The organism is Kitasatospora sp. NPDC091335 (assembly GCF_044757205.1).
In the GTDB taxonomy this organism is placed as follows: Bacteria; Actinomycetota; Actinomycetes; order Streptomycetales; family Streptomycetaceae; genus Kitasatospora.
In genome coordinates this window covers 630,903-653,071 of the sequence record NZ_JBIVUM010000001.1, presented here as the reverse complement: position 1 = coordinate 653,071, position 22,169 = coordinate 630,903, and the positions used below count along the sequence as shown (strand labels likewise).

The following is a 22,169-nucleotide window of genomic DNA, read 5'->3' as shown; positions in this document are numbered from 1 at the left end:
CCCGCACCTACGCCCGGAAGGAAGAAGCGCATGCCCACCCTGCAACTGGCGGCGATCACCCAGGCCAACCGGCCCGCACAGCTGCCGCTGCTGTCGAAGCTCGCCGACATCCTGGCCACCTCCCTGTCGGTGACCCATCTGATGGTCCGCGGCTCGCTGGCCCACGGCACCGCCGACCGCCTGTCCGACGTCGACTTCGTCGTCGGCGTCCACGACGCCCAACTCCCGGCCTTCGTCGAGGCGCTGGAAACCCTGATGCCGGTCGAGGCCGGCGCCCTGCTGCCCGGCTGGCGCGACACGATCGTCGCCGACCTCGGTGGCGTCGGGATGGTCTTCCTCGTCCCGGACGAGGGGAAGCTCCACCAGATCGACCTCTACGTCGCACCGGCCTCCCGGATCCCGCGGCTGCAGGCGATGGTCAGCACCGCCGTCCTCCTTGACCGCCGGCCCGGACCGGTCGACGTGGCGGACATCGCGGCGGCCGAGAGCTTCGTCGCCGCCTTCGCCGCCCGGCCGCGCTCCTGCGCCGAGCTGCTGATCGAGCACTTGGTGCTGGCCGTGCTCCTGCACAAGCGGATCCGGCGCGGCCAGCGGTTCGTGGCGTACTCCGAGTGGCACCGGCTGCACACGGCTACGAAGGACCTGATCAAGACGGCTCTGGCCCCGGCCTCGCGGTACTGGGGCTGGTACCAGCTGCGCGAGGAGATCGCCGTCACCCCGATCGGCCGGGCCTGCCTGGGTGACCTGGATGCGGCGATCGGTGGCCCGGCCATCCCGGAGGCGGCCGATGTCACCAAGGCGATCGAGCGGGTGCTCGCCTTGACGGAGCGGGCCTGCCCGCAGGCGCTCGACGGCCTGCGCGACGCGATCGCCGCCTACCGCACCTACCAGGAGCTGGTGTGAACGCACTCCACCTCGCGGGCCCGGCCGCCAGCCGGGCCCGCGAGGGCCTGACCGCCGTCTTCTTCGGCGGTGTCGTCCCCGCCTCGGCCGAGGAGGAGGCACTGGCCGAGGAGATCGGCCGGAGCTTGGCCCAGGCCGGGTACCAGCTCCTGCACGGCGGCTACAACGGGCTGATGGAGGCCGCCGCCCGCGGAGCCGGAGGCCAGGGAGCCACGGTCACCGCCGTCACGCTGATCGGCAAGCACGACGAGTGGGGCGCGTTCAACCCGCACACCACCCTGTCCGTCCACCTGCCCGACCCCGGTGCCCGCCTCAACCACTACCTGGAGCACGCCGACCTGATCGTCGCCATGGGCGGTGGTGTCGGCACCCTCCACGAGCTGACCGCCGCCCTCTACTACGCGACCGCCATCCGGCCCGTCCCGGTCTGTGTCGCCGGACCGGCAGCCCTGCGTCTGCTCGCCTTCCTGCGCGAGGAGCGGTGGCTGTACGAGACCCCGACCCGGCCGCTCGGCTTCCTCGCCACCGCGGGGTCCGCCGACGCCTTCCGCGCCCACCGCCGAGGCCCTGCGCCGCCAGGACACCTACCGCGAACTGTCCTCCCGCCACGGCCGCACCGACTTCACCGGCTACGAACGCCTCGACGCCGAAGCCACCATCCTCGGCCTCATCTCCGACGGCACCGTCGTGCCCGGCGCCGACCAGGGCACCACGCTCGAACTCGTCCTGGACCGCAGCCCGTTCTACGCCGAGTCCGGCGGCCAGGTCGGCGACACCGGCACCATCCGCACCGCCGGCGACGCGCTCCTCGAAGTCCTGGACACCAAGCTCGGCCTGGAGGGCTTCCACGTCCACACCGTCCGCGTCCGCGAAGGCGAGATCCGCACCGGCGAACAGGCCGAAGCCCTCGTCGACGGCCCGCGCCGCGACGCGGTCGCCCGCTCCCACTCCGCCACCCACGTCCTGCACGCCATGCTCCGCCGCACCCTCGGCGACCACGCCCGCCAGCACGGCTCCCTCGTCGACGCCGGTCGCCTGCGCTTCGACTTCGCCCACTTCTCCGCCCTCGACCGCGCCCAGCTCGCCGCCATCGAGACTCTCGTCAACGACCACCTCCTCGATGACCCCGAAGTCCGCATCTGGCACGCCACCCGCTCCGAAGCCGAGGCCGCCGGAGCCACGGCCCTGTTCGGCGAGAAGTACGGCGACCACGTCCGCATCGTCGACATCGGCGACTTCTCCCGCGAACTCTGCGGCGGCACCCACGTCCCCCACGGTGCGGGTGCCGGTCCCGTCCGCATCCTCGGCGAAGCCAGCATCGGATCCAACCTCCGCCGCATCGAAGCCCTCACCGGCCGCGACGCCCTCACCTACCACGACACCGAACGCCGCCTCCTCGAAGAACTCTCCAGCCTCCTCGGCACCCGCCCCCAGGACGCCCCCGACACCCTCCGCAAGCGCCTCGACGCCCTGACCACCGCCCAACAGGAACTCGCCCGCCTCCGCGACACCGAGCTCCGCAACCAGGCCCAGCAGCTCGCGGTCTCCGCCCGCACCGTCCCCGGCGGCCGGATCGTCACCGAGAAGGTCACCGGCCTCGGCCCAGACGAACTCCGCACCCTGGCCACCAACACCGCCGACCTCCTGGGCGACGACCACGCCGTCGTCGTCCTCGGCACCGAACACGACGGCAGGGCCCTCTTCGCCGCCGCCATCACCCGCAGCCTCCACGACACCGGCACCCACGCCAGCCAGATCCTCACCGCCGCCGCCCACGCGGTCGGAGGCGGCACCGGTGGCAAGGGCCATGTCGCCAACGCCGGCGGACGCCAGCCCGAGGGCCTCGACGAGGCCCTCACCATCGCCGCCCAGGACGCCGCCCGAGCCCTCGGCCGGTAGGGCCAGGTCGCCAGGCGCGGGCGGAGCCTCCCATTCCCGGGGAGGCTCCGCCAGTCCTTGCGACCCCCTCGTCAGACCACCAGGTTCTTCAGCAGGACCACGCTCTGGTAGTTGGTGACATCCCAATGCCACGTCCCGACCGGCACGTACCCCCGCCGGCGATACCAGCCGACCAACTCGATGGCCTCGGCCGACGTATCGATGACGGCCACCGTGGACCCGAGCGCAACGATCCGTTCCTCCGCCAAGGTCAGCAGCCTGTGCCCGAGGCCCGTCCCCCTGAACCCGGGATCCACCGCCAGCTGCCAGAACGAGCCTGCTCCCGCTGGGGCTGGATACCCTTCCGGGACCTCGTGCGGGGCCGCTACCGTCACGGTGCCCACCGGCTCAGTCTCATGCAGAGCCAGCCAGCACTCGCCCCTACCCACCCGGGTAGCCGTGTCCTCGATGGACTGGTAGGAGGCGAAGAAGACTCGCCCGGCGGCTGCGTGCTCGGAATACGCGCGGCGAAGCAGACGCGTGAGCTCTTCAGCGGAGTCGCCCTCGGTGAATCGCCGCACCTCGATCGTCTCGCCGGAACATGGCGAACTCGACCCGTGGGCTGATCGTGTCGTCACGGGATCAAGTGTCGGCTGAGCACCGACCTGCCGCCCGCTGAACCGTGGTCACGCTCCTACGCGCACGACGCGGCCCGCTCCGAAATGGCGGAGCACCACGCCGGGCCGGTTCTGGGAGGCTGTGCGCCGTGACCACCACCCGTGTCCGCTGGACGGACCTGCCCGACTCCGTTCGCCTGGCCGCTTCTGCCCGGCTCGGAGGGCGGGTCCTCACCGCGGAGACCGTCCCGGCCGGATTCAATTCCGAGATCGCCGCCAGGCTCGCTACCGCGGAGGGCAGTGTGTTCGTCAAGGGCATGCGGCTGAGCCACCCGCGGGTGTGGACCCAGCGACGGGAAGCGGAGATCAACCCCTTCCTTCCAGGGCTCACCCCAAAGGTGCTGTGGCTTCTGGAGGTTGACGGCTGGAGCCTGGTCGCGTTCGAACACATCAAGGGCCGTCACGCCGACTACGAGGCCTCCGGGGACCTGGAGCTCATGGTCGACGTCCTCAGCCGACTCGGCAGCACGCCATGCCCCGAGATCGGGATTCGTCGTGCCGAGCAGCGCTGGTCCGCATACGTGGACGATCCCGGGATGCCGGCCCGATTCGCCGGCGGTTCCCTGCTGCACACCGACCTGAACAACGAGAACGCGTTGATCCGCCAGGATCGCGCGCTCCTGGTCGACTGGGCGTGGGCCACCCGTGGAGCGCCCTGGATCGACCCGGCTCTGTGGGTGATCTGGTTGATCGCCGCGGGCGGCCACAGTCCGGCCTCGGCGGAGGCGTGGGCTGCCAGGGTTCCGGCGTGGCAGCGCGGCGAGCCGGCCGGTGGTGGACGCCTTCGCGGGGGCCCAGGCCCGGATGTGGGCCGACATCGCCGGAGCGGATCCGGACCCGTGGACTGCCGGGCTGCGCCGGGCAGCTCAGCGGTGGGCCGGCTTCCGGGGTGGTCGGTGACATCCCGGTCGGCAGAGGTCGGCCCCGACCGGGTTCCGGTCGGGGCCGACGTCATTGCGCGCCGCGGGAGGCCGCCGCCCGGCCCCCGGTCAGGCCGCTCGCCCGGGGGCCGGGCGGGGCAGGCGGCGGCGGACCGCCCAGACGGCCGCGGCGAGGGCGAAGCCGTAGACGGAGACCAGCCCGTGGCCGTTGTCCTGGGCGATCCACATCGCGAGGCCGAGCGCGGGGACGCCGGCCGCCAGGGCGATTTCCCTGGGCAGACGGGTGCGGGTGAGGAAGGCGAGGGCGAGGCCGGCGCCGAGGAAGTAGGTGGCGCCGGAGCTGCCGGCGAAGTTGCGCGGGTCGGTGCTGGGGCCGTCGCCGAGGCCGAGCAGGGTGTCGATCCGGCCGGGCAGCAGGATGCCGGCGAGGAAGAAGCCGAGGGTGAGCGGGCCGCCCCAGTACCACTGGGCGAGCGCGGCGACGGCGGCGAGGGTGACGAGGTTCCACAGGCCGCCGAAGAGGCCGCCGTTCTGCATGAACACCGAGGTGAACTCGCGCCACCAGCCGGACCTGGCGGGGTCCGCGTCGAGCGCGTCCATGGCGCCGGACCAGACCAGTTGGAGCAGCACGCCGCCGACGGCGAGCGCGGTCAGGCCGATCGCCGCCCACGGGAGCGGCCGCCCCCGCAGGGTCTCGCGGCCGACCACGCCGAGCCCGCAGTTGACCATCATGACCATCAGCGCGGCCGTGGTCACGTTGAAGACGATCGCCCCCATTGCCTGGCCCCTCCCCCCCGGTTCCGACGCTTTCCAACGCCGTTCGAAAATCCGACGGCGCAAAGCTAGCACAGTTTTCGAACAGTGTTGGAATGCGTTGTACGGTAGGCCCATGAAGCTCACCAAGGACCGCATCGTCGACGCGGGCATGGCCGTCTTCGCCGAGGTCGGCTACCAGAACCTGTCCATGCGCCAGGTCGCCGACCGCCTCGACGCCCACGCGGGCAGCCTCTACTACCACGTACGCGGCAAGGACGAACTGCTCGCCCTGATGGCCGACCGGGTCTGCCGACGGGCGTACGACGCCGGCACCGAAGCCCTGGACGGCCTTCCGGCCACCGCCACCTGGCAGGACCGCGTCCGGACCCAGGCCACCGCCCTGCGCCTGAGCATCAAACAGCACCCCGGCGGCGCCCAGCTCCTCGCCGAGAGCCCCGGCACGCTCAGCACCGGCGCCCTCTCCCTGATGGAACGCCTGCTGCGCACCCTCCTCGACGCCGGCCTGCCCGCCGGCCACTGCGCGATCGCCGCCGACACCCTCCTCAGCCACGTCACCGGCTTCGTCCTCCAGGAGCAGAACCAGCCGGCCGCGCCGCCGCCCGTCACCGCCGAGCTGTACGCCGAACTGTGCGAGCGGTTCCCCCTGGTCATGGGCCCGTCGATGCCGCGCCTGAGCCAGGACGAGAAGTTCACCCGGAGCGTCCGCCTGCTCTGCGCCGGCTTCGCGGCCACCCCCGGCTGACGGCACCCGGGAAACGGGACCCCAGAGAAGGGACCCCGGAGACCCCGACCGGCCGGACCGGCCCGGCACAGGACCGACCCCCTAGGCTGACGCCATGTCGAACCACGCCCTCGCCGAACGCCACCGGCTCGCCCGACTGCTCACCGCCGCCGGGCCGGACGCCCCCACCCTCTGCGCCGGCTGGACCACCCGGGACCTCGCCGCCCACCTGGTCGTCCGCGAGCGCCGCCCCGACGCCGCCGCGGGCATCCGGGTCGGCGCGCTGGCCGGCTGGACGCAGCGGGTGCAGGACGGCTACGCCGAGCGGCCGTACGAGGAGCTGGTGCGGCTGTTCCGGGCCGGCCCGCCGGTCTACTCCCCGTTCGCCCTGCCCGGTGCCGACGAGGCGGCGAACACCGTGGAGTACTTCGTCCACGCCGAGGACGTGGTGCGCGCGGCCGAGGACTGGACCGGGCAGTCCGTCCCGCCCGGCCGCGCCGAGGCCCTGTGGCGCCGCCTCCCCCTCATCGCCCGCTTCGAGGCGGGCCGCCGCTCCCCCGTGCGACTGGCCCTCACCCATCCGGACGGCCGTTCCCTCACCGTCGGCCCGGCCGGCGCCCCCACCGTCCACCTCACCGGCGAACCCGGCGAGCTGGTCCTCTTCGTCTACGGCCGGGGCGACCGGACCACCCTCGCCGTCGACGGCGCCCCCGACGCCGTCGAGGCCCTCCGCCACGTCCTGCCGCTGCCGTGACCGACGTCCGATCAACGCGGAGGTGCCGCACGTTGACCGGCCGTCGATACGCCCCCGGCGGGAGCGGCTACGACGGCATCTCCTCGCCGTCCCGCACCTGGCACAAGGCCGGGGGCTGAGCCCGGGACGGGCCCGCCCGGGCTCCCCTGACCGTGCTCCGGCTGCGGATGTCGGTGCCCGGGTGCAGACTCGCAGGTGGCCGGGGAGCGGGCGGGCGCGCGCCCGACGGAACCGCCCCGGTCATGTCGCCGAAGCGTCGAACCGTCGAAGGGGCACCCTCCCATGATCACCACCGACTTCCCCATCGGCTCGCCCTGCTGGATCGACCTGGGCAGCCCGGACATCCCCGCCACCGCCGGCTTCTACCGCGAGGTCTTCGGCTGGACGTTCCTGGAGATCCCCGAGACCGGTGGCTACGGCTTCGTCCAGCTGAACGGGAGGACCGTCGGCGCGATCGGCTCGCTCGACGAGGGTGACCAGTCCACCTGGACGACGTACTTCCGCAGCGCCGACGCGGACGCCACCGCCAACGCCGTGCAGCAGGCCGGCGGCAAGGTCCTGGTCGAGCCCATGGACGTGATGCGGGAGGGCCGGCTGGCCCAGTTCTCGGACCCGCAGGGCGCCCGCTTCGCCGTCTGGCAGGCGGGCAACACCAAGGGGCTGGACGCCGTCTCGGAGGAGGGCGCCCTGGTCTGGGCCGAGCTGCACACGTCCGACCAGGACGGCGCCTTCACCTTCTACCGGCAGCTGTTCGGCTGGCGGGTGGAGAACTTCGAGCCGTCGCCGGGCATGAACTACCGGGTGGTCTCCACCGCCGAGGGCGACCAGCGGGACACCGGCTTCGGCGGGATCGCTCCGACCATGTCGCCGGAGCAGCCCCCCGCCTGGACGCCGTACTTCGCCGCCGAGGACGTGGACGCGGTGGTCGCCAGGGCGACGGCGGCCGGCGGCTCGGTGCTGATGCCGGCCTCGGACGTGGAGAACGTCGGCCGGCTCGCCTGGCTCGCGGACCCGAACGGCGCACCCTTCGCCCTGATCAAGGGCGAGCCCCGGGAGTCCTGAGCCCGCGGAGAATCCGGGAGTCCTGAGCCCGCGGAGAAACCCCGGGAGTCCTGAGCCCGCGAGGAACCCCGGGAGTCCTGAGCCGACGAAAAAGCGGTGCCCGTCCGCGAACGCGGACAGGCACCGCTCGACAAGATCACCGCACCGGGTGCCCGGCCTCCCGCAGCGCGCCCTTGACGTCGCCGATCCGCAGGTCCCCGAAGTGGAACACGCTGGCCGCCAGCACCGCGTCCGCGCCCGCGTCGACGGCCGGCCCGAAGTCCGCGAGCCTGCCCGCCCCGCCGGAGGCGATCACCGGCACCGAGACGGCCTTGCGCACGGCCCGGATCATGTCCAGGTCGTAGCCGTCCTTGGTGCCGTCCGCGTCCATCGAGTTGAGCAGGATCTCGCCCGCGCCCAGCTCGGCGGCGCGGCCCGCCCACTCGACGGCGTCGAGCCCGGTGCCCTGGCGTCCGCCGTGCGTGGTGACCTCGAAACCCGACTCGGTCTCCACGCCGGAGGGGCAGCGCCGGGCGTCGACCGAGAGCACCAGCACCTGCCGCCCGAACCGCCGGGCGATCTCCCGCACCAGCTCCGGCCGGGCGATCGCGGCGGTGTTGACGCCGACCTTGTCGGCGCCGGCCCGCAGCAGCTTGTCGACGTCCTCGACGGCGCGGATGCCGCCGCCCACGGTCAGCGGGATGAACACCTGCTCGGCGGTGCGGCGGACCACGTCGTAGGTGGTCTCCCGGTCGCCGGAGGAGGCGGTGATGTCGAGGAAGGTCAGCTCGTCGGCGCCCTCGGCGTCGTAGAGCTTGGCCATCTCGACCGGGTCTCCGGCGTCGCGCAGGTTCTGGAAGTTGACGCCCTTGACCACCCGCCCGGCGTCCACGTCGAGGCAGGGGATGACACGTACTGCGAGGGTCACGGCTGTTCGCCTTCCGGGGCTTCCAGGGTCTTTGCCAGCCCGGATCGGTACGCGTCGAGCTCGACCTCGACCAGCATCCGGGAGTCGATCAGTCCGTCGACCACCACCATGGTGGCCACCGGGCGTGCGGCGCCGAAGAGTTCGCGGTGGGCGCGGCCCACCTCCTCGGCGTCGCGGACGTGGGCGATGTACATCCGGGTGCGGACGACGTCGTCCGTGGTCAGACCGTACGCGGCGAGGGCCGAGAGCCCGACGCCGAACGCGGCGAGGGTCTGCCGGTACGGGTCGCCCTCGTGCTCGATCCGGCCGTCCACCCAGGCGGTGGAGCCGGCCACGTGCACGTGGTCGCCCGCGGCGACCGCCCGGGAGTAGCCGAACTCGTCCTCCCAGGGGGAGAATCCGCCGACCCTGCCACGTACGATCCGACCGTCCGTCATCCTGAAACCGCCTCCAGGGCCTCTTCGAGGGTGAACTTCTGCTCGTAGAGTGCCTTGCCCACGATGGCGCCCTCGACACCCTCGCCGACCAGCGAGGCGATGGCGCGCAGGTCGTCCAGCGAGGAGACGCCGCCGGAGGCGACCACGGGCTTGTCCGTCGCGGCGCAGACGTCGCGCAGCAGCTGGAGGTTGGGGCCGGTCAGGGTGCCGTCCCGGTTGACGTCGGTGACGACGTAGCGGGCGCAGCCCTCCTGGTCGAGGCGGGCCAGCACGTCGAAGAGCTGGCCGCCGTCGCGGGTCCAGCCGCGGCCGCGCAGGGTGGTGCCGACCACGTCCAGGCCGACGGCGATCTTGTCTCCGTGCTCGGCGATGGCCTTGGCGACCCACTCCGGGGCCTCCAGGGCGGCGGTGCCGAGGTTGACCCGGGTGCAGCCGGTGGCGAGCGCGCGGGCCAGCGACTCGTCGTCGCGGATGCCGCCGGACAGCTCGACCTTGATGTCCAGGCTGCCGGTGACGTCGCGCAGCAGCTCGTAGTTGCTGCCCGTCCCGAAGGCGGCGTCCAGGTCGACCAGGTGCAGCCACTCGGCGCCTGCGTTCTGCCAGGCGAGGGCGGCGGCGAGCGGCTCGCCGAAGGAGGTCTCGGTGCCGGAGGCGCCCTTGACCAGGCGGACGGCCTGGCCGTCGCGGACATCGACGGCGGGCAGAAGTTCGAGGCTCATCAGTTCCAACTCTCAGGCAGTCAGAGGGTGTTGACCCAGTTGGTCAGCAGGGCGGCGCCGGCGTCGCCGGACTTCTCGGGGTGGAACTGGGTGGCCCACAGCGGGCCGTTCTCGATGGCCGCGACGAACGGCTGTCCGTGCGTGGCCCAGGTGACCAGCGGCGGGTTGATCCGCGCGCTGTGGGTCTCCAGCTCCCAGTGCCGGACGCCGTAGGAGTGCACGAAGTAGAAGCGGGTCTGCGGGTCGAGGCCGGCGAACATCCGGGTGCCCTCGGGCGCGTCCACGGTGTTCCAGCCCATGTGCGGGACGACGGGGGCGTCCAGCGGCTCCACGGTGCCGGGCCACTCGTCGCAGCCGGCCGTCTCGACGCCGTGCTCGACCCCCTTCTCGAAGAGGATCTGCATGCCGACGCAGATGCCCATGACCGGTCGGCCCCCGGCGAGCCGGCGGCCGATGATCCAGTCCCCGCGGACGGACTTGAGCCCGCGCATGCAGGCCTCGAAGGCGCCCACGCCGGGGACGAGCAGGCCGTCCGCGGCCATCGCGGTGTCGTAGTCGGAGCTGACCGTGACGTCCGCTCCGGTCCGCTCCAGGGCGCGCTGCGCCGAGCGGAGGTTGCCGGAGCCGTAGTCGAGGACGACGACGTTCTTGCCCATTGTTCAGGTGTCCAGTCTCTGTGCGGCGGGCGGCTGGCGGTGGTGGCTGGCGGCGGTCTACAGGCGCATGAGGCCGGAGGCCAGGCACATCACGGAGCCGAAGGCCAGCACCAGGATGACGCTCCTGGAGTGCTTCTGCTTCCAGAAGGAGATCACTCCGCCGCCCAGGAAGAGGCCGACGAAGATGAGGATCATCGCGGTATTGCTCACAGCGCACCCTTGGTCGACGGAAGGATTCCGGCCGCGCGCGGGTCGCGCTCGGCGGCGTAGCGCAGCGCCCGGGCCAGCGCCTTGAACTGGCACTCCACGATGTGGTGCGCGTTGCGCCCGTACGGCACGTGGACGTGCAGCGCGATCTGCGCCTGGGCCACGAAGGACTCCAGGATGTGCCGGGTCATCGTGGTGTCGTACGAGCCGATCATCGGTGCGATGCCCTCGGGCTCGGTGTGCACCAGGTACGGCCGGCCGGAGAGGTCCACGGTGACCTGGGCGAGCGACTCGTCCAGCGGCACGGTGCAGTTGCCGAAGCGGTAGATGCCCACCTTGTCGCCGAGCGCCTGCTTGAAGGCCGCGCCGAGCGCGAGGGCGGTGTCCTCGATGGTGTGGTGGGTGTCGATGTGCAGGTCGCCGTCGGTCTTGACGGTGAGGTCGAACAGACCGTGCCGGCCGAGCTGGTCGAGCATGTGGTCGTAGAAGCCGACGCCCGTGGAGATCTCGGTCCTCCCGGTGCCGTCGAGGTCTATCTCGACCAGGACGGAGGTCTCCTTGGTGGTGCGCTCGACGCGTCCGATGCGGGACATGGGGGTCACAGCTCCTTGCTGACTCTGCGGACGGCGTCCAGGAAGGCGTCGTTCTCGGCGGGCGTGCCGGCGGTGACGCGCAGCCACCCGGGGACGCCGTTGTCGCGGACCAGGACGCCCTGGTCGAGGATCGCCTGCCACACCGCGTGGGTGTCGGCGAAGCGGCCGAACTGGACGAAGTTGGCGTCCGAGTCGGTGACCTCCAGGCCGAGCCCGCGCAGCGCGTCGACCAGCCGGTCGCGCTCCTCCTTGAGCCGCCCGACGTACCCGAGGAGGGTGTCGGTGTGCTCCAGGCAGGCCAGCGCGGTGGCCTGGGTGACGGCCGACAGGTGGTACGGCAGCCGGACCAGCTGCACCGCGTCCACCACGGCCGCGTCGGCGGCCAGGTAGCCCAGGCGCAGCCCGGCCGCACCGAAGGCCTTGGACATGGTGCGGCTGACCACCAGGTTGGGGCGGCCCTCGATCAGCGGCAGCAGCGAGGGGCGGTGCGAGAACTCGACGTACGCCTCGTCCACCACCACCAGGCTGGGCCGGGCGGCCTGCGCGGCCTCGTACAGCCGCAGCACGGTGCCGGCGTCCACGGCGGTGCCGGTCGGGTTGTTCGGCGAGCAGACGAACACCACGTTCGGCCGGTGCTCCGCGATGGCGGCGACGGCGGCGTCCACGTCGATGGTGAAGTCGTCGTTGCGCGGGCCGGAGATCCACGCGGTGCCGGTGCCGCGGGAGATCAGCGCGTGCATCGAGTACGAGGGCTCGAAGCCGAGCGCGCTGCGGCCGGGGCCGCCGAAGGTCTGCAACAGCTGCTGGAGCACCTCGTTGGAGCCGTTGGCGGCCCACACCTGCTCGCGTCCGACCGGGAAGCCGGTGGTCTTCCCGAGGTACCCGGCCAGGCCCTCGCGCAGCTCGACCGCGTCCCGGTCGGGGTACCGGTTCAGCCCGCGGGCGGCCTCGGCGACCCGCTCGGCGATCCGGGCCACCAGCTCCTCGGGCAGCGGGTACGGGTTCTCGTTGGTGTTCAGCTGGACGGGCACGTCCAGCTGCGGCGCGCCGTACGGGGACTGGCCGCGCAGCTCCTCCCGGATCGGGAGGTCGTCGATCCGGGTCGTGCTGTTCGTACGGGTCACAGAAGCCTCACGAGTCACGAGCCGGGAACCGTCCAGTCGAAGCGTGCCTTGATCGCGTCCCCGTGCCCCGGCAGGTCCTCGGCGTTGGCCAGGGTGACCACGTGCGCGGCGACGTCCGCCAGCGCGTCCCGGTCGTACTCGACGACCTGGACGCTGCGCAGGAACGTCTGCACCGACAGCCCGGAGGAGTGGCAGGCGCAGCCGCCGGTCGGCAGCACGTGGTTGGAGCCGGCCGCGTAGTCGCCCAGCGAGACCGGGGTCCAGCGGCCGATGAAGATCGCGCCGGCGTTGACGACCCGGGCCGCCACCGCGTGGGCGTCGCGGGTCTGGATCTCCAGGTGCTCGGCCGCGTACGCGTTGACCACGGCGAGGCCCTGCTCCAGGTCGTCGACCAGGATGATGCCGGACTGCCGGCCGCCCAGCGCCTCGGCCACCCGCTCGCCGTGCTTGGTCCTGGCGACCTGCACGGCCAGCTCGGCCTCGACCGCGTCGGCCAGCGCCGGGGAGTCGGTGACCAGCACCGAGCCCGAGGTCGGGCCGTGCTCGGCCTGGCTGATCAGGTCGGCGGCGACGTCGGACGGCAGCGCGCTGTCGTCGGCGAGGACGGCGATCTCGGTCGGGCCGGCCTCGGAGTCGATGCCGATCCGGCCGGCGAAGTAGCGCTTGGCGGCGGCCACGTAGATGTTGCCCGGGCCGGTGACCATGTTGACCGGCGCGCACTCCTCGGTGCCGAGGGCGAACATCGCGACCGCCTGGGCGCCGCCGACGGCGTAGACCTCGTCCACGCCGAGCAGCGCGCAGGCCGCCAGGATGGCCGGGTGGACCCGGCCATCGAACTCCTTCTGCGGCGGCGAGGTGACCGCGATGCCCCTGACGCCCGCCTCCTGGGCCGGCACCACGTTCATCACGACGGAGGACGGGTAGACCGCCAGCCCGCCGGGCACGTAGAGGCCGACCCGCTCGACCGGCACCCAGCGCTGGGTGACCGTGCCGCCCGGCACCACCTGGGTGGTGTGCCCGGTGCGGCGCTGGTCCCCGTGCACGACGCGGGCCCGGCGGATCGACTCCTCCAGGGCGGCCCGCACCTTCGGGTCCAGCGTCTCCAGGGCGGCGGTCAGCTGCTCGGCCGGGACCCGGGTCGACTCCAGCCGGACGCCGTCGAAGCGCTCGGTGATCTCGATCAGCGCCGCGACCCCGCGATGGCGTACGTCCTCGGCGATCGGCCGCACCTTCTCCAGGGCGTCGGCAACGTCGAACTCGGCACGGGGCAGCAGGTCACGCGGGTCGTCCAGCGAGCCGCGGAGGTCGATTCGAGAGATCACGCCACCCAGTGTAAGGAGTGGCCGGAACCGCTGGTCCCGCATTTCAGTCCGTGATACGAAGGGCGAGACGACCGGGGGGACGGGGGAACCATGGCGGAGCGCGCTCCGGAGGGCTGGAACGGGGTCGAGCGAAGGCTCTGGGAGGCCTACCGCCAGGGCGAGATCCTGGATCTGCGAACCGGCGAGGCGGACACCGACGACCCCTTCGGCGACGCCGTCTGGGGCCCCGACCGCACCGTCCGCGCCGAGGTGCTGGCCCATCTGCTGCTGGCCGGCCCGGCGCCCGCCCCCGGCAAGGTCGCCTCGCTGCGGCTCAGCGGCGTGCTGGTGACCGGCGCGCTCAAGCTGGCCGGCGCCACCATCGACCGCTACGTCGAGGTGCACGACTGCCGCTTCGAGCAGAAGATCCTCGTCTCCGAGGCCGCGGCCCCCACGCTGCGCTTCGTGCGCTGCCTGATCCCCCGGCTGGAGGCCTCCCGGCTCTCCACCACCGGCGACCTCCACCTGGCCCGCTGCCGCGTCCCCGGCGGCATCCGGCTCACCGACGCCAGGATCGGCACCGACCTGCTGCTCAACCAGACCGTCATCGGCGGCGACCGCCACGCCCGCGCCCTGTCCGCCGACGGGATCGCCGTCAACCAGGACTTCGAGGCCGAACGCCTGGAGACCACAGGCGAGTTGAGCATCCGCACGGCCCGGATAGGCGGCCGCCTCTCGCTGCGCGGCGCCCAGCTGCGCGCCATCCCGCGGAAGAACCGCATCTGCCTCAACGCCGTCCGGATCAGCGTCGGCCACACCCTCTACCTGACCGGCTCGGCCGACCTCGGCTGGGTCGGCTCCCGTGGCTACTACGGCTCCGGCTACGGCGAGTACCCGCCGCCCGACGGCCCCGTCACCCCGTTCCGCGCCTTCGGCCGGGTGCGGCTGTCCGACTCCCGCTTCGAGGGCGCCTGCCTGATCTCCGGGGAGTTCCACCTGGAGGGTGACGACGAACTGGCGCTGAGCCGCATCCACACCCCCGAGCTGCGCTTCTCCTGCAAGTTCCGCCCCACCGGCACCGTCTCGCTCTCCCGCGCCCGGATCGGCAACCTGGTCGACGACCCGCAGGCCTGGCCGCTCGGCAGGCACCTGCGGCTCACCGGCTTCGTCTACGAGAACCTGCGCCCGATCACGTCCTTCACCGTCCGGCAGCGGATCGCCTGGCTGGAGGGCTCCTCGGTGGACTTCCAGCCCGAGTCCTACGAGCAGCTCGCCGCCGCCCTGCGCCGCGACGGCGCCGACGACGACGCCCGCGAGGTGCTCTACGCCAAGCAGCGCCGGCGCCGCCGCACCCTGCCACTGCCGGCCCGGGTCTGGGGCGCCGTCCAGGACGCCACCGTCGGCTACGGCTACCGCCCGGGCCGGGCGGGCCTGTGGCTGCTGCTCGCCTGGTTCCTCGGCAGCCTCTGGTTCGCCACCCACCCGCTGGAGCCGCTCAAGGCCGACGAGCGCCCGCACTGGAACCCGGTGCTGTACACCCTCAACCAGCTGCTGCCGATCGTGGACCTCGGCCAGGGCGGCTGGAACCCCGGCGGCCTCGCCCAGTGGATCTCCGCCGGGCTGGTCGTCGTCGGCTGGCTGCTCGCCTCCACCGTCGTCGCCGGCGCCACCAGGATGCTCCAGCGGGGCTGAGGCCGTTATCCGTGCGACAAGGGCCCGGTCCGGGGAACTACGCTGTCCGCCGTGACAGAACGGCTGCCGCTCTTCCCCCTGAACACCGTGCTCTACCCGGGCCTGGTGCTGCCCCTGAACGTCTTCGAGGAGCGCTACCGCCGTCTCGTCGCCGATCTGCTGGAGCAGCCCGAGGACGCCCCCCGGCGGTTCGGCGTGCTCGCGATCAAGGACGGCAGGGAGGTCGCTCCGGTCAGGCCGGAGGACGGCCCGGCCGGTCCGCTGGACGGCCTCGGCACCGTCACCGGGGACCCGCTGGAGGCGGTCTTCCACATCGGCTGCGTCGCCGACGTCGCCTCCGTCCAGCACCAGCCGGACGGCCGCTACGAGCTGCTGGTCACCGGCACCACCCGGTTCCGGCTGTGCTCGGCGGACGTCTCGGGGCCGTACCTGACGGGGGAGGTCGAGCAGATCGAGGAACGCCCCGGGGAGGGCTCCGGCGCGCTGGCCTCGGAGGTGGAGCGGGCGTTCCGGGTCTACCAGAAGCGCCTGGCCGGCGCCCGCGAGGCCAGCACCGTCGGCCGCCAGGACCTCCCGGACGACCCGCAGGTGCTCTCGTACCTGGTCGCCGCCGCCTCGGTGTTCGAGACCCCGGTCAAGCAGCAGCTGCTCGCCTGCCCGGACACCGCCCAGCGGCTGCGCACCGAACTCGACCTGCTGCGCCGCGAGACCGCCGTCCTGACCTGGCTGCCCTCGCTGCCCGCCACCGACCTCACCCGCCAGCGCTTCAGCCCCAACTGACCGGGGCCCCGAGGAAACCGAGGACCCCCGCATGGCCAAGAAGACCAGGAAGGGCGGCCAGGGCACGCCCGCCACCGTCGCCCTGGAAGCCGCCGCCGTCCCGTTCACCGTGCACTCCTACGACCACGACCCGGCCGCCGCCTCCTACGGCGGTGAGGCCGCCGAGGTCCTCGGCATCGCCCCCGACCGGGTCTTCAAGACCCTCGTCGCCGACGTGGACGGCACCCTCACCGTCGGCGTGGTCCCGGTCGCCTGCCGGCTCGACCTCAAGGCCCTGGCCGCCGCCGTCGGCGGCAAGCGCGCCGTCATGGCCGACCCGGCCGCCGCCGAGCGCAGCAGCGGCTACGTGCTCGGCGGCATCTCACCGCTGGGCCAGCGCCGCCCGCTGCGCACCGTCGTCGACGCCAGCGTGCTCGGTCACCCGACGGTCTACGTCTCGGCGGGCCGCCGGGGCCTCGAAGTCGAACTCGCCCCGGCCGACCTGGTCACCCTGACCAAGGCCCGCACCGCCCCGATCGCCCGCTGAGGAACCCCCGCGCCCCCGGGCCCGCCGGCCAGGGCCCACGGCCCGGTCAGCGCTGCGTGCCGCTCTCCGTGCCGCGCTGCGCATCGCTCCCCGTACCGTCCTGCGGTCCGGGCGGCCCGGACGGCCCGGTCTCCGGAGCGGCCCACGGCCCGGTCGGCGCCTGCGCCGCGGGCACCCCCGCCGGAACCCCCCAGTACGGCGGCGGGTCCTCCTCCCGCTTCCCGAACGCCGCCGAGAGCAGGAGCAGCACCACCATCGCCGCCATCGGCCAGACCAGCAGCGCGCCCAGCGCCCCCAGGTCGATGCTCGCGTCGAAGTGCCCGCCGTCACCGACCCGCCGGGCCTCGCCGATCAGGTCGTTGCCGGGCCCGAGCCACCGCCCGATCCGCCAGGCCCCGATCGATCCGAGCAGCCCGCCGACGGTCAGCCCGAGCGCGACCGCGATGCCGCCCCCGCGCCGCCGGGTCACCAGGAAGGCCCCGAGCGCGGTCACGATCCCGGCGCCCAGGCCGATGAGCACGAACACCGCGTCGGCGCCGGCCCGCTGCTCCCCCTCGGGGTCCGCGTAGAGGATCCGGTCCCCGTCCACCACCAGCGGCACCTTCGGCGCCAGCCAGGCCCACAGCCCGGCGAACACCACGCCGGCCACCAGGCAGGCCACGACGACACCCGCCCCGACCCGTACCTCCGGCAGCAGCCGCCGCCCCAGCGGGGGCGCGCCGTCCTTGAGGGCGGTGGCCCCCGGCGGCGGCGCGAACGGGTCGGGCGCTGCGTCCGGCACCGCCCGCGCATCGGCGTCGGCGGGATCCGGAGGTGTGTTCGGTGCGGTCACGGGCCCATCGTTTCACGACGGCCACGCGGACGGCCCACCCAGTCGGCGGCCCGCCCCCGGCCCCCTCCCCCGAGAAACGGCCCGCCCCGGATCGTCCTGCCACGAAGGACCTGCCGCGAGGGGCCCTGCCGCGAAGCGTCCTAGCGGGAGACCGCCCGCCGGTACGCCCAGGTGGCCACGGCCAGCGACACCACGCCCACGCCCGCGCAGACCGCGAGGTCCACGAGCACCCCCACCCAGTCCGGGTCCGGCGTGAACGTCCGCGCGAAGGCCTCCACCCCGTACGTGGACGGCAGCAGGGCGCGCAGCCACAGCACCGGCTGCGGCAGGTGGTCGGTCGGCAGCACGCCCAGCAGCAGTGCGGCCGACATGCCGAGCTGCCCGAGCATCGTCGCGATCTCCTGCCGCGGCGCGAGCAGCCCGCAGGCCGCCCCCAGCCCGGACAGCGCCGCCCCGGCCAGCGGCACGACCGCCAGCAGCACCCAGAGCTGCCCGAGCGGCAGCCCGAACAGCACCGCCCCGGTCGCCGCCGTGACGAGCGTCCCCGGCAGGGTGAACGAGGCGTACGCCGCGGCCGTCCCCAGCACCACCGAGGCGGCCGGCACCGGCAGCGTCGCGTAGTGGTCGAGGCCCCCGGTGGCCCGCAGCTTCCCGAAGTACTGGGCGAGCAGGTTCAGCGCGACGAACGCCACCACCAGCACGCTCGCCCCCGCGACCACCGACCGCGCCCCCGAGGACTGCCCGGCCTCCACGACGCCCCGCATCATCACCAGGATGCCCAGCGACTGGAAGGTGGCCACGAACAGCAGCGGGATGCGCGCCACCCGCGCCCGGGCGAGCTGCGCCCGGTACACGGCCGCGAGCCCGGGCAGCAGCCCGGCCGCGGGGGCGAGCGGAGCGGGGGCGGCCGTGGACCGGCGGGTCTCCGGCGGTACCGAGAGCAGCGTCACTTGGCCAGTCCTCCGTGGCGGCCGCCCAGCTTGAGGTAGGCGTCCTCAAGGCTCGGGGTGGCGAGGGTGAAGTCGTCGAGCGCGGCGAAGGCCGGTCCCGTGGTGACGGCGGCGACCAGTTCGCGGGCCTGCTCGGGGGTGGTGCGGACGGTCCAGCGGCGCCCGGCGCACTCGGCCCGCTCGCGCAGCGCGGCGACGGCGGGCACGCCGACCGGCGCCTCGTCCCGCCAGACCAGGTCGAGCCGGACGTCACCGTCCACCAACGCCTTGAGCCCGCCGGGCGTGTCGCAGGCGATCACCCGGCCCTCGTCCACCACGGCGACCCGGTCGAGCACCGTCTCCGCCTCGATCACGTTGTGGGTGACCAGCAGCACCGTGGTCTCCTGCTCGGCGCGGCGCCGGTCCACGGCGGCCCACACCGCGCGCCGGGCGACCGGGTCCATGCCGGTGGTCGGCTCGTCCAGGACGAGCAGCGGCCGGTCCCCCACCAGGGTGGCCGCGAAGCAGGCGAGCCGCCGCTGCCCGCCGGACAGCTTGGCGAGCGGCCGGGCGGCAAGCGGCTCCAGCCCGAGTTCGGTCAGCACGTCGGCGGCGACGCTCCTGGCCCGCGCCCGGGTGAGTCCGCGCAGCCGGCCGGTGGTCTCGGCGGCGAGCGCCACCGTCAGCTCGTCCAGCGCGGTGGATTCCTGCCCGAGGTAGCCGAGCAACCGGGCGGCCCGCTCCGGGTGCCGCACGATGTCGTGGCCGAAGAGTTCGACGGATCCGGAGTCGGGGCGCAGCAGCCCGGTGAGCTGGCGCACCAGCGTCGACTTCCCCGCTCCGTTCGGCCCGAGCAGCCCGAAGACCTCGCCCGGCCGGACGGTGAGGCTGATCCCGTCGTTGGCCCGGATCTCGCCGGCGGCCGCGCCGCGCCCGCTGCGGTAGGTCCTTACCAGGTCGCGCACGGCGACGCACGGCTGGGGTTCCTCGGGTGCTCGCCCGGCCGTCTCGTTCACGACCGAAGACTCTACGCGTTCATACGGGCGAACCGGACAACGGGGCCCGTCCCGGCGCCCGGGCCGTTCCTCCCGCGGTGTCCGGAGCCCGTCAGTCGTCGACGACCATCGACCCGCCCGGCACCCGTGCCGCCAGTTCCTTCCAGAAGCCGGCCCTGATGGCGTAGCGGTCGTGCTCGTCGATCTGGTCGTCCTTGTGCGCCAGCAGCCCGAAGCGGGCCGCGTAACGCAGCAGTTCGCCGTCCACCCGGTGCGGGATGCGCGGGTAGTCGGGCCAGAGCGTGGTGAGTCTCTCGGCGTCGCCGACGCGATCGCTCCAGCGGCGGGCGAAGACCTGCCCGACCTCGTGGGCGTCGCCGCCGATGGAGGTGATGTCCTCCTCGCGGTCGGCCCAGCGCTGTTCGGCGGTGGTGAGCTGGGCGAGCGTGGGCAGGCTGTCGCCGGCGGTGACGGCGGGCTCGGGGGCCGGCCGGTCCACCCAGCCGCGGTCGGAGGACCAGCGCAGCACAGGACCGGCCTGCGCGAGCGCCCCGTGCCCGTTGGCGCCGTTGGAGCCGTTCGCGCCGTGTCCGTTGGTGCCGGGGCCGACGGCGCCGTTCGCCACCGGGGTGATCGGGGTGACCGAGGAGGCCCGCCCGGCGAGGTCCTTCGGTGTCGGTACGACCTTGAGCGCGGCCGCGGCGGCCGGCTGCGGCCCTCCGTCGGCGGGGGCCGCGCTCGCCGGGGCGGCGGCGGCCGGGGTGACCACCGGCGGTGCCGCGGCGGGCGGGGCGGGCGGGGCGGCGAGGATCTTGGCGATCTCCTGCCTGGCCCCCGGCGCCGGGAACACGCTGGAGTGCTCCCGCAGCGAGAAGGACCCCTCGATCCACTCCCGGTCCAGCACCCGCCGCTCGTCCGCCTCGCCGACCAGGTCCTCGGACTGGTTGAAGTCGCCGTCGGCGGCCTGGAGGGCCCACAGGTGGACGGCCACCCCGTGTTCCTTGGCGGTCATCATGCCGGGCAGCAGGTCCCCGTCCCCGGTGATCAGCACGACGTCGGCGCAGGCCCGGTTGCGGGCGAGTTCGGAGAGTTCGGCGTGCATCGCGGCGTCCACGCCCTTCTGCACCCAGCGCCCCTCGGCCCGGGTGAGCGCGCCGAGCCGTACGGTGACCCTGGGCAGGACCCGCAGCCGCCGGTGCTCGGGCATCGGGCGCCGGTCGGGCGCGGCGTCGAACCAGTAGATCCGCAGCAGCGGCAGCCCGGTCTCCGCCTCGGCGCGCTCGCGCAGTGCGGTGATCAGGGCCGTGTGGTTCACGGTGACCTTGGACCGGGATGGATCTCCCGCGAGCAGGCTGGCGGCGGCGCCCAGCAGGTATCCGGCGTCCACCAGGACGACACAGCGGTCCATCGCGCACCTCTTCTCGCTCGCCCTCGGATCAGTCGGGTGGATCGTTTCGGGAACGGGCGGTCCGCCCGCCGTCCGGGCGTGCCGAGGTGAGGGGCCCCCGTCGTCCGATCGGTGGGTCACCTTTTACCCGCGGTTCGCCCGCCGAACCTCGCGTGTTGTCCCGGTACCGCAACAGCCGCCCCGGCGCGGAGCGAACGAAAGCGGGGGCGGGCCCCGTACAACGACGAGGCCCGCCCCAGGTCACGCAGCGGTGTTCCGACCGGTGGACGCCGGTCCGCCGTCCCGGGGGCCTTGCCGTCCCCGGGTCCGGCCCTTCCGTCCCGGCGCGTCAGCCCTTCAGCTCGGCGGCGACCAGCTCGGCCAGCTGGACGGCGTTCAGCGCGGCGCCCTTGCGCAGGTTGTCGTTCGAGATGAACAGCGACAGACCGTTCTCCACGGTCTCGTCCACCCGGATGCGCCCGACGTAGCTCGGGTCCCGGCCGGCCGCCTGGAGCGGGGTGGGGATGTCGGACAGCTCGACACCGGGGGCGGCAGCGAGCAGCTCGACGGCGCGCTCGGGGCTGATCGGACGCTCGAAGCGGGCGTTGATCTGGAGCGAGTGGCCGGAGAAGACCGGGACGCGCACGCAGGTGCCGGCGACCTTGAGCTCCGGGATGCCGAGGATCTTGCGGCTCTCGTGGCGGAGCTTCTGCTCCTCGTCGGTCTCGTTGGAGCCGTCGTCCACGACGGAGCCGGCCAGCGGCACCACGTTGAAGGCGATCGGCCGCTGGTAGACCTTGGGCTCGGGGAACTCGACGGCACCGCCGTCGTGGGCGAGCGCGGCGGCGCCGTCCACGACCTTGGCTGCCTGGTCCTGGAGCTCGGCGACGCCGGCCACCCCGCTGCCGGACACCGCCTGGTAGGTGGAGACGACGAGCGCGGCCAGGCCGGCCTCCTCGTGCAGCGGGCGCAGCACGGGCATGGCGGCCATGGTGGTGCAGTTGGGGTTGGCGATGATGCCCTTGGGGCGGTCCGCGATGGCCCCGGGGTTGACCTCGGAGACGACCAGCGGGACCTCGGGGTCGCGGCGCCAGGCGGAGGAGTTGTCGATCACGACGGCACCGGCCGCGGCGGCCTTGGGGGCCAGGGCCTTGGAGGTGGAGCCGCCGGCGGAGAAGATCACGATGTCCAGGCCCGTGTAGTCGGCCGTGGCCGCGTCCTCGACGGTGACCTCGGTGCCCTGCCAGGGCAGCGTGCGCCCGGCCGAGCGGGCCGAGGCGAACAGCCGCAGCTGCTCCACCGGGACGTCGCGCTCTGCCAGGATCTCGCGGACCACACCGCCGACCTGGCCGGTGGCACCGACAATGCCGATCTTCATCTCCGACTACTCCTCTGAATGGTGCTGTTCACAGCCGCACTCCGCCCATCATG

At 73.5% G+C, this 22,169-nt stretch carries 23 protein-coding genes and 1 pseudogene; 9 read left to right on the top strand and 15 right to left on the bottom strand.

The window, feature by feature from the left end; all coding sequences use genetic code 11:
• Positions 1–30 precede the first annotated feature (30 nt).
• From ACIQOW_RS02930 to ACIQOW_RS02920, 3 genes and pseudogenes are all read left to right on the top strand, one after another.
• Positions 31–903, top strand: a complete 873-nt coding sequence (locus ACIQOW_RS02930; protein ID WP_401079104.1) for a hypothetical protein — start codon at positions 31–33, stop codon at positions 901–903.
• Positions 900–1,289, top strand: a pseudogene (locus tag ACIQOW_RS02925) (LOG family protein); the annotation flags it as partial. The gene ACIQOW_RS02930 and the pseudogene ACIQOW_RS02925, both read left to right, overlap by 4 nt.
• A 43-nt stretch (positions 1,290–1,332) precedes the next feature.
• The gene (locus ACIQOW_RS02920; protein ID WP_401079101.1) at positions 1,333–2,802 is read left to right on the top strand and encodes an alanine--tRNA ligase-related protein; all 1,470 of its coding nucleotides are present in this window, start codon (positions 1,333–1,335) and stop codon (positions 2,800–2,802) included.
• A 71-nt stretch (positions 2,803–2,873) separates the two neighbouring features.
• Here the strand turns inward: ACIQOW_RS02920 and ACIQOW_RS02915 are convergent, their stop codons facing one another.
• Positions 2,874–3,419, bottom strand: a complete 546-nt coding sequence (locus tag ACIQOW_RS02915; RefSeq protein ID WP_401079098.1) for a GNAT family N-acetyltransferase — start codon at positions 3,417–3,419, stop codon at positions 2,874–2,876.
• A gap of 1,028 nt (positions 3,420–4,447) precedes the next feature.
• Complete coding sequence (locus tag ACIQOW_RS02910) at positions 4,448–5,116, bottom strand: hypothetical protein (RefSeq protein WP_401079095.1); 669 nt, start codon at positions 5,114–5,116, stop codon at positions 4,448–4,450.
• 112 nt (positions 5,117–5,228) lie between these two features.
• Here ACIQOW_RS02910 and ACIQOW_RS02905 point away from each other — a divergent pair, with 112 nt between their 5' ends.
• The 3 genes from ACIQOW_RS02905 (at position 5,229) to ACIQOW_RS02895 (ending at position 7,653) form a co-directional block, all read left to right on the top strand.
• A complete protein-coding gene (locus ACIQOW_RS02905; RefSeq protein ID WP_188298701.1) occupies positions 5,229–5,858 on the top strand; it encodes a TetR/AcrR family transcriptional regulator in 630 nt (209 codons plus the stop codon).
• Between the two features lie 94 nt (positions 5,859–5,952).
• Positions 5,953–6,591 (top strand): TIGR03085 family metal-binding protein, encoded by a 639-nt coding sequence (locus tag ACIQOW_RS02900; RefSeq protein WP_401079091.1) that lies wholly within the window; start codon positions 5,953–5,955, stop codon positions 6,589–6,591.
• 282 nt (positions 6,592–6,873) lie between these two features.
• Complete coding sequence (locus ACIQOW_RS02895) at positions 6,874–7,653, top strand: VOC family protein (protein WP_401079088.1); 780 nt, start codon at positions 6,874–6,876, stop codon at positions 7,651–7,653.
• Between the two features lie 136 nt (positions 7,654–7,789).
• Here the strand turns inward: ACIQOW_RS02895 and hisF are convergent, their stop codons facing one another.
• Genes hisF through hisD form a run of 8 tightly spaced genes read right to left on the bottom strand, consistent with a single transcriptional unit; the run spans position 7,790 to position 13,618 of the window.
• Positions 7,790–8,560, bottom strand: a complete 771-nt coding sequence (hisF, locus tag ACIQOW_RS02890) for an imidazole glycerol phosphate synthase subunit HisF (protein ID WP_401079085.1) — start codon at positions 8,558–8,560, stop codon at positions 7,790–7,792.
• The gene (locus ACIQOW_RS02885; RefSeq protein WP_188298706.1) at positions 8,557–8,997 is read right to left on the bottom strand and encodes a RidA family protein; all 441 of its coding nucleotides are present in this window, start codon (positions 8,995–8,997) and stop codon (positions 8,557–8,559) included. Before ACIQOW_RS02885 ends, hisF begins: the two co-directional genes overlap by 4 nt.
• Entirely contained in the window at positions 8,994–9,716 is a 723-nt protein-coding gene (gene priA / locus ACIQOW_RS02880) for a bifunctional 1-(5-phosphoribosyl)-5-((5-phosphoribosylamino)methylideneamino)imidazole-4-carboxamide isomerase/phosphoribosylanthranilate isomerase PriA (protein ID WP_401079081.1), read from the bottom strand. Before priA ends, ACIQOW_RS02885 begins: the two co-directional genes overlap by 4 nt.
• 20 nt (positions 9,717–9,736) lie before the next feature.
• Positions 9,737–10,372 (bottom strand): imidazole glycerol phosphate synthase subunit HisH, encoded by a 636-nt coding sequence (gene hisH, locus ACIQOW_RS02875; protein ID WP_401079078.1) that lies wholly within the window; start codon positions 10,370–10,372, stop codon positions 9,737–9,739.
• 57 nt (positions 10,373–10,429) lie between these two features.
• Complete coding sequence (locus ACIQOW_RS02870) at positions 10,430–10,582, bottom strand: hypothetical protein (protein ID WP_188298708.1); 153 nt, start codon at positions 10,580–10,582, stop codon at positions 10,430–10,432.
• Positions 10,579–11,172: an imidazoleglycerol-phosphate dehydratase HisB gene (hisB, locus tag ACIQOW_RS02865; RefSeq protein WP_188298709.1), complete on the bottom strand. Its 594-nt coding sequence runs from the start codon at positions 11,170–11,172 to the stop codon at positions 10,579–10,581. Before hisB ends, ACIQOW_RS02870 begins: the two co-directional genes overlap by 4 nt.
• A gap of 5 nt (positions 11,173–11,177) precedes the next feature.
• Complete coding sequence (locus ACIQOW_RS02860; RefSeq protein WP_401079073.1) at positions 11,178–12,296, bottom strand: histidinol-phosphate transaminase; 1,119 nt, start codon at positions 12,294–12,296, stop codon at positions 11,178–11,180.
• 14 nt (positions 12,297–12,310) lie between these two features.
• The gene (gene hisD, locus ACIQOW_RS02855) at positions 12,311–13,618 is read right to left on the bottom strand and encodes a histidinol dehydrogenase (protein WP_401079071.1); all 1,308 of its coding nucleotides are present in this window, start codon (positions 13,616–13,618) and stop codon (positions 12,311–12,313) included.
• Between the two features lie 90 nt (positions 13,619–13,708).
• On the opposite strand from hisD, the gene ACIQOW_RS02850 reads away from it, so the two are divergent.
• Genes ACIQOW_RS02850 through ybaK form a run of 3 tightly spaced genes read left to right on the top strand, consistent with a single transcriptional unit; the run spans position 13,709 to position 16,595 of the window.
• Positions 13,709–15,289 carry an oxidoreductase gene (locus ACIQOW_RS02850; protein ID WP_401079068.1) on the top strand — a complete coding sequence of 527 codons (1,581 nt, stop codon included), beginning with the start codon at positions 13,709–13,711 and terminating at the stop codon, positions 15,287–15,289.
• A gap of 51 nt (positions 15,290–15,340) precedes the next feature.
• Positions 15,341–16,069, top strand: a complete 729-nt coding sequence (locus ACIQOW_RS02845; RefSeq protein WP_317620267.1) for an LON peptidase substrate-binding domain-containing protein — start codon at positions 15,341–15,343, stop codon at positions 16,067–16,069.
• 31 nt (positions 16,070–16,100) lie between these two features.
• Positions 16,101–16,595 carry a Cys-tRNA(Pro) deacylase gene (gene ybaK, locus ACIQOW_RS02840; RefSeq protein WP_188298713.1) on the top strand — a complete coding sequence of 165 codons (495 nt, stop codon included), beginning with the start codon at positions 16,101–16,103 and terminating at the stop codon, positions 16,593–16,595.
• A 46-nt stretch (positions 16,596–16,641) separates the two neighbouring features.
• Here the strand turns inward: ybaK and ACIQOW_RS02835 are convergent, their stop codons facing one another.
• The 5 genes from ACIQOW_RS02835 to ACIQOW_RS02815 form a co-directional block, all read right to left on the bottom strand.
• Entirely contained in the window at positions 16,642–17,427 is a 786-nt protein-coding gene (locus tag ACIQOW_RS02835; RefSeq protein ID WP_401079063.1) for a hypothetical protein, read from the bottom strand.
• Between the two features lie 140 nt (positions 17,428–17,567).
• Entirely contained in the window at positions 17,568–18,377 is an 810-nt protein-coding gene (locus tag ACIQOW_RS02830; RefSeq protein ID WP_188298714.1) for an ABC transporter permease, read from the bottom strand.
• Positions 18,374–19,372, bottom strand: coding sequence for an ABC transporter ATP-binding protein (locus tag ACIQOW_RS02825; RefSeq protein ID WP_401079058.1), 999 nt, complete (start codon positions 19,370–19,372; stop codon positions 18,374–18,376). Before ACIQOW_RS02825 ends, ACIQOW_RS02830 begins: the two co-directional genes overlap by 4 nt.
• A gap of 91 nt (positions 19,373–19,463) precedes the next feature.
• Entirely contained in the window at positions 19,464–20,759 is a 1,296-nt protein-coding gene (locus ACIQOW_RS02820) for an NYN domain-containing protein (RefSeq protein WP_401079055.1), read from the bottom strand.
• A gap of 328 nt (positions 20,760–21,087) precedes the next feature.
• Positions 21,088–22,116, bottom strand: coding sequence for an aspartate-semialdehyde dehydrogenase (locus tag ACIQOW_RS02815; RefSeq protein ID WP_401079052.1), 1,029 nt, complete (start codon positions 22,114–22,116; stop codon positions 21,088–21,090).
• Positions 22,117–22,169: the final 53 nt, after the last annotated feature.

Bases quoted from the DNA above. Each gene is read 5' to 3' on its own strand.
- ACIQOW_RS02910 (WP_401079095.1), bottom strand. From the start codon at position 5,116: ATGGGGGCGATCGTCTTCAACGTGACCACGGCCGCGCTGATGGTCATG.
- ACIQOW_RS02820 (WP_401079055.1), bottom strand. From the start codon at position 20,759: ATGGACCGCTGTGTCGTCCTGGTGGACGCCGGATACCTGCTGGGCGCC.
- ACIQOW_RS02815 (WP_401079052.1), bottom strand. From the start codon at position 22,116: ATGAAGATCGGCATTGTCGGTGCCACCGGCCAGGTCGGCGGTGTGGTC.
- hisB (WP_188298709.1), bottom strand. From the start codon at position 11,172: ATGTCCCGCATCGGACGCGTCGAGCGCACCACCAAGGAGACCTCCGTC.
- hisH (WP_401079078.1), bottom strand. From the start codon at position 10,372: ATGGGCAAGAACGTCGTCGTCCTCGACTACGGCTCCGGCAACCTCCGC.
- ACIQOW_RS02895 (WP_401079088.1), top strand. From the start codon at position 6,874: ATGATCACCACCGACTTCCCCATCGGCTCGCCCTGCTGGATCGACCTG.
- ACIQOW_RS02905 (WP_188298701.1), top strand. From the start codon at position 5,229: ATGAAGCTCACCAAGGACCGCATCGTCGACGCGGGCATGGCCGTCTTC.
- ACIQOW_RS02885 (WP_188298706.1), bottom strand. From the start codon at position 8,997: ATGACGGACGGTCGGATCGTACGTGGCAGGGTCGGCGGATTCTCCCCC.
- ACIQOW_RS02850 (WP_401079068.1), top strand. From the start codon at position 13,709: ATGGCGGAGCGCGCTCCGGAGGGCTGGAACGGGGTCGAGCGAAGGCTC.
- ybaK (WP_188298713.1), top strand. From the start codon at position 16,101: ATGGCCAAGAAGACCAGGAAGGGCGGCCAGGGCACGCCCGCCACCGTC.
- ACIQOW_RS02930 (WP_401079104.1), top strand. From the start codon at position 31: ATGCCCACCCTGCAACTGGCGGCGATCACCCAGGCCAACCGGCCCGCA.
- priA (WP_401079081.1), bottom strand. From the start codon at position 9,716: ATGAGCCTCGAACTTCTGCCCGCCGTCGATGTCCGCGACGGCCAGGCC.
- ACIQOW_RS02900 (WP_401079091.1), top strand. From the start codon at position 5,953: ATGTCGAACCACGCCCTCGCCGAACGCCACCGGCTCGCCCGACTGCTC.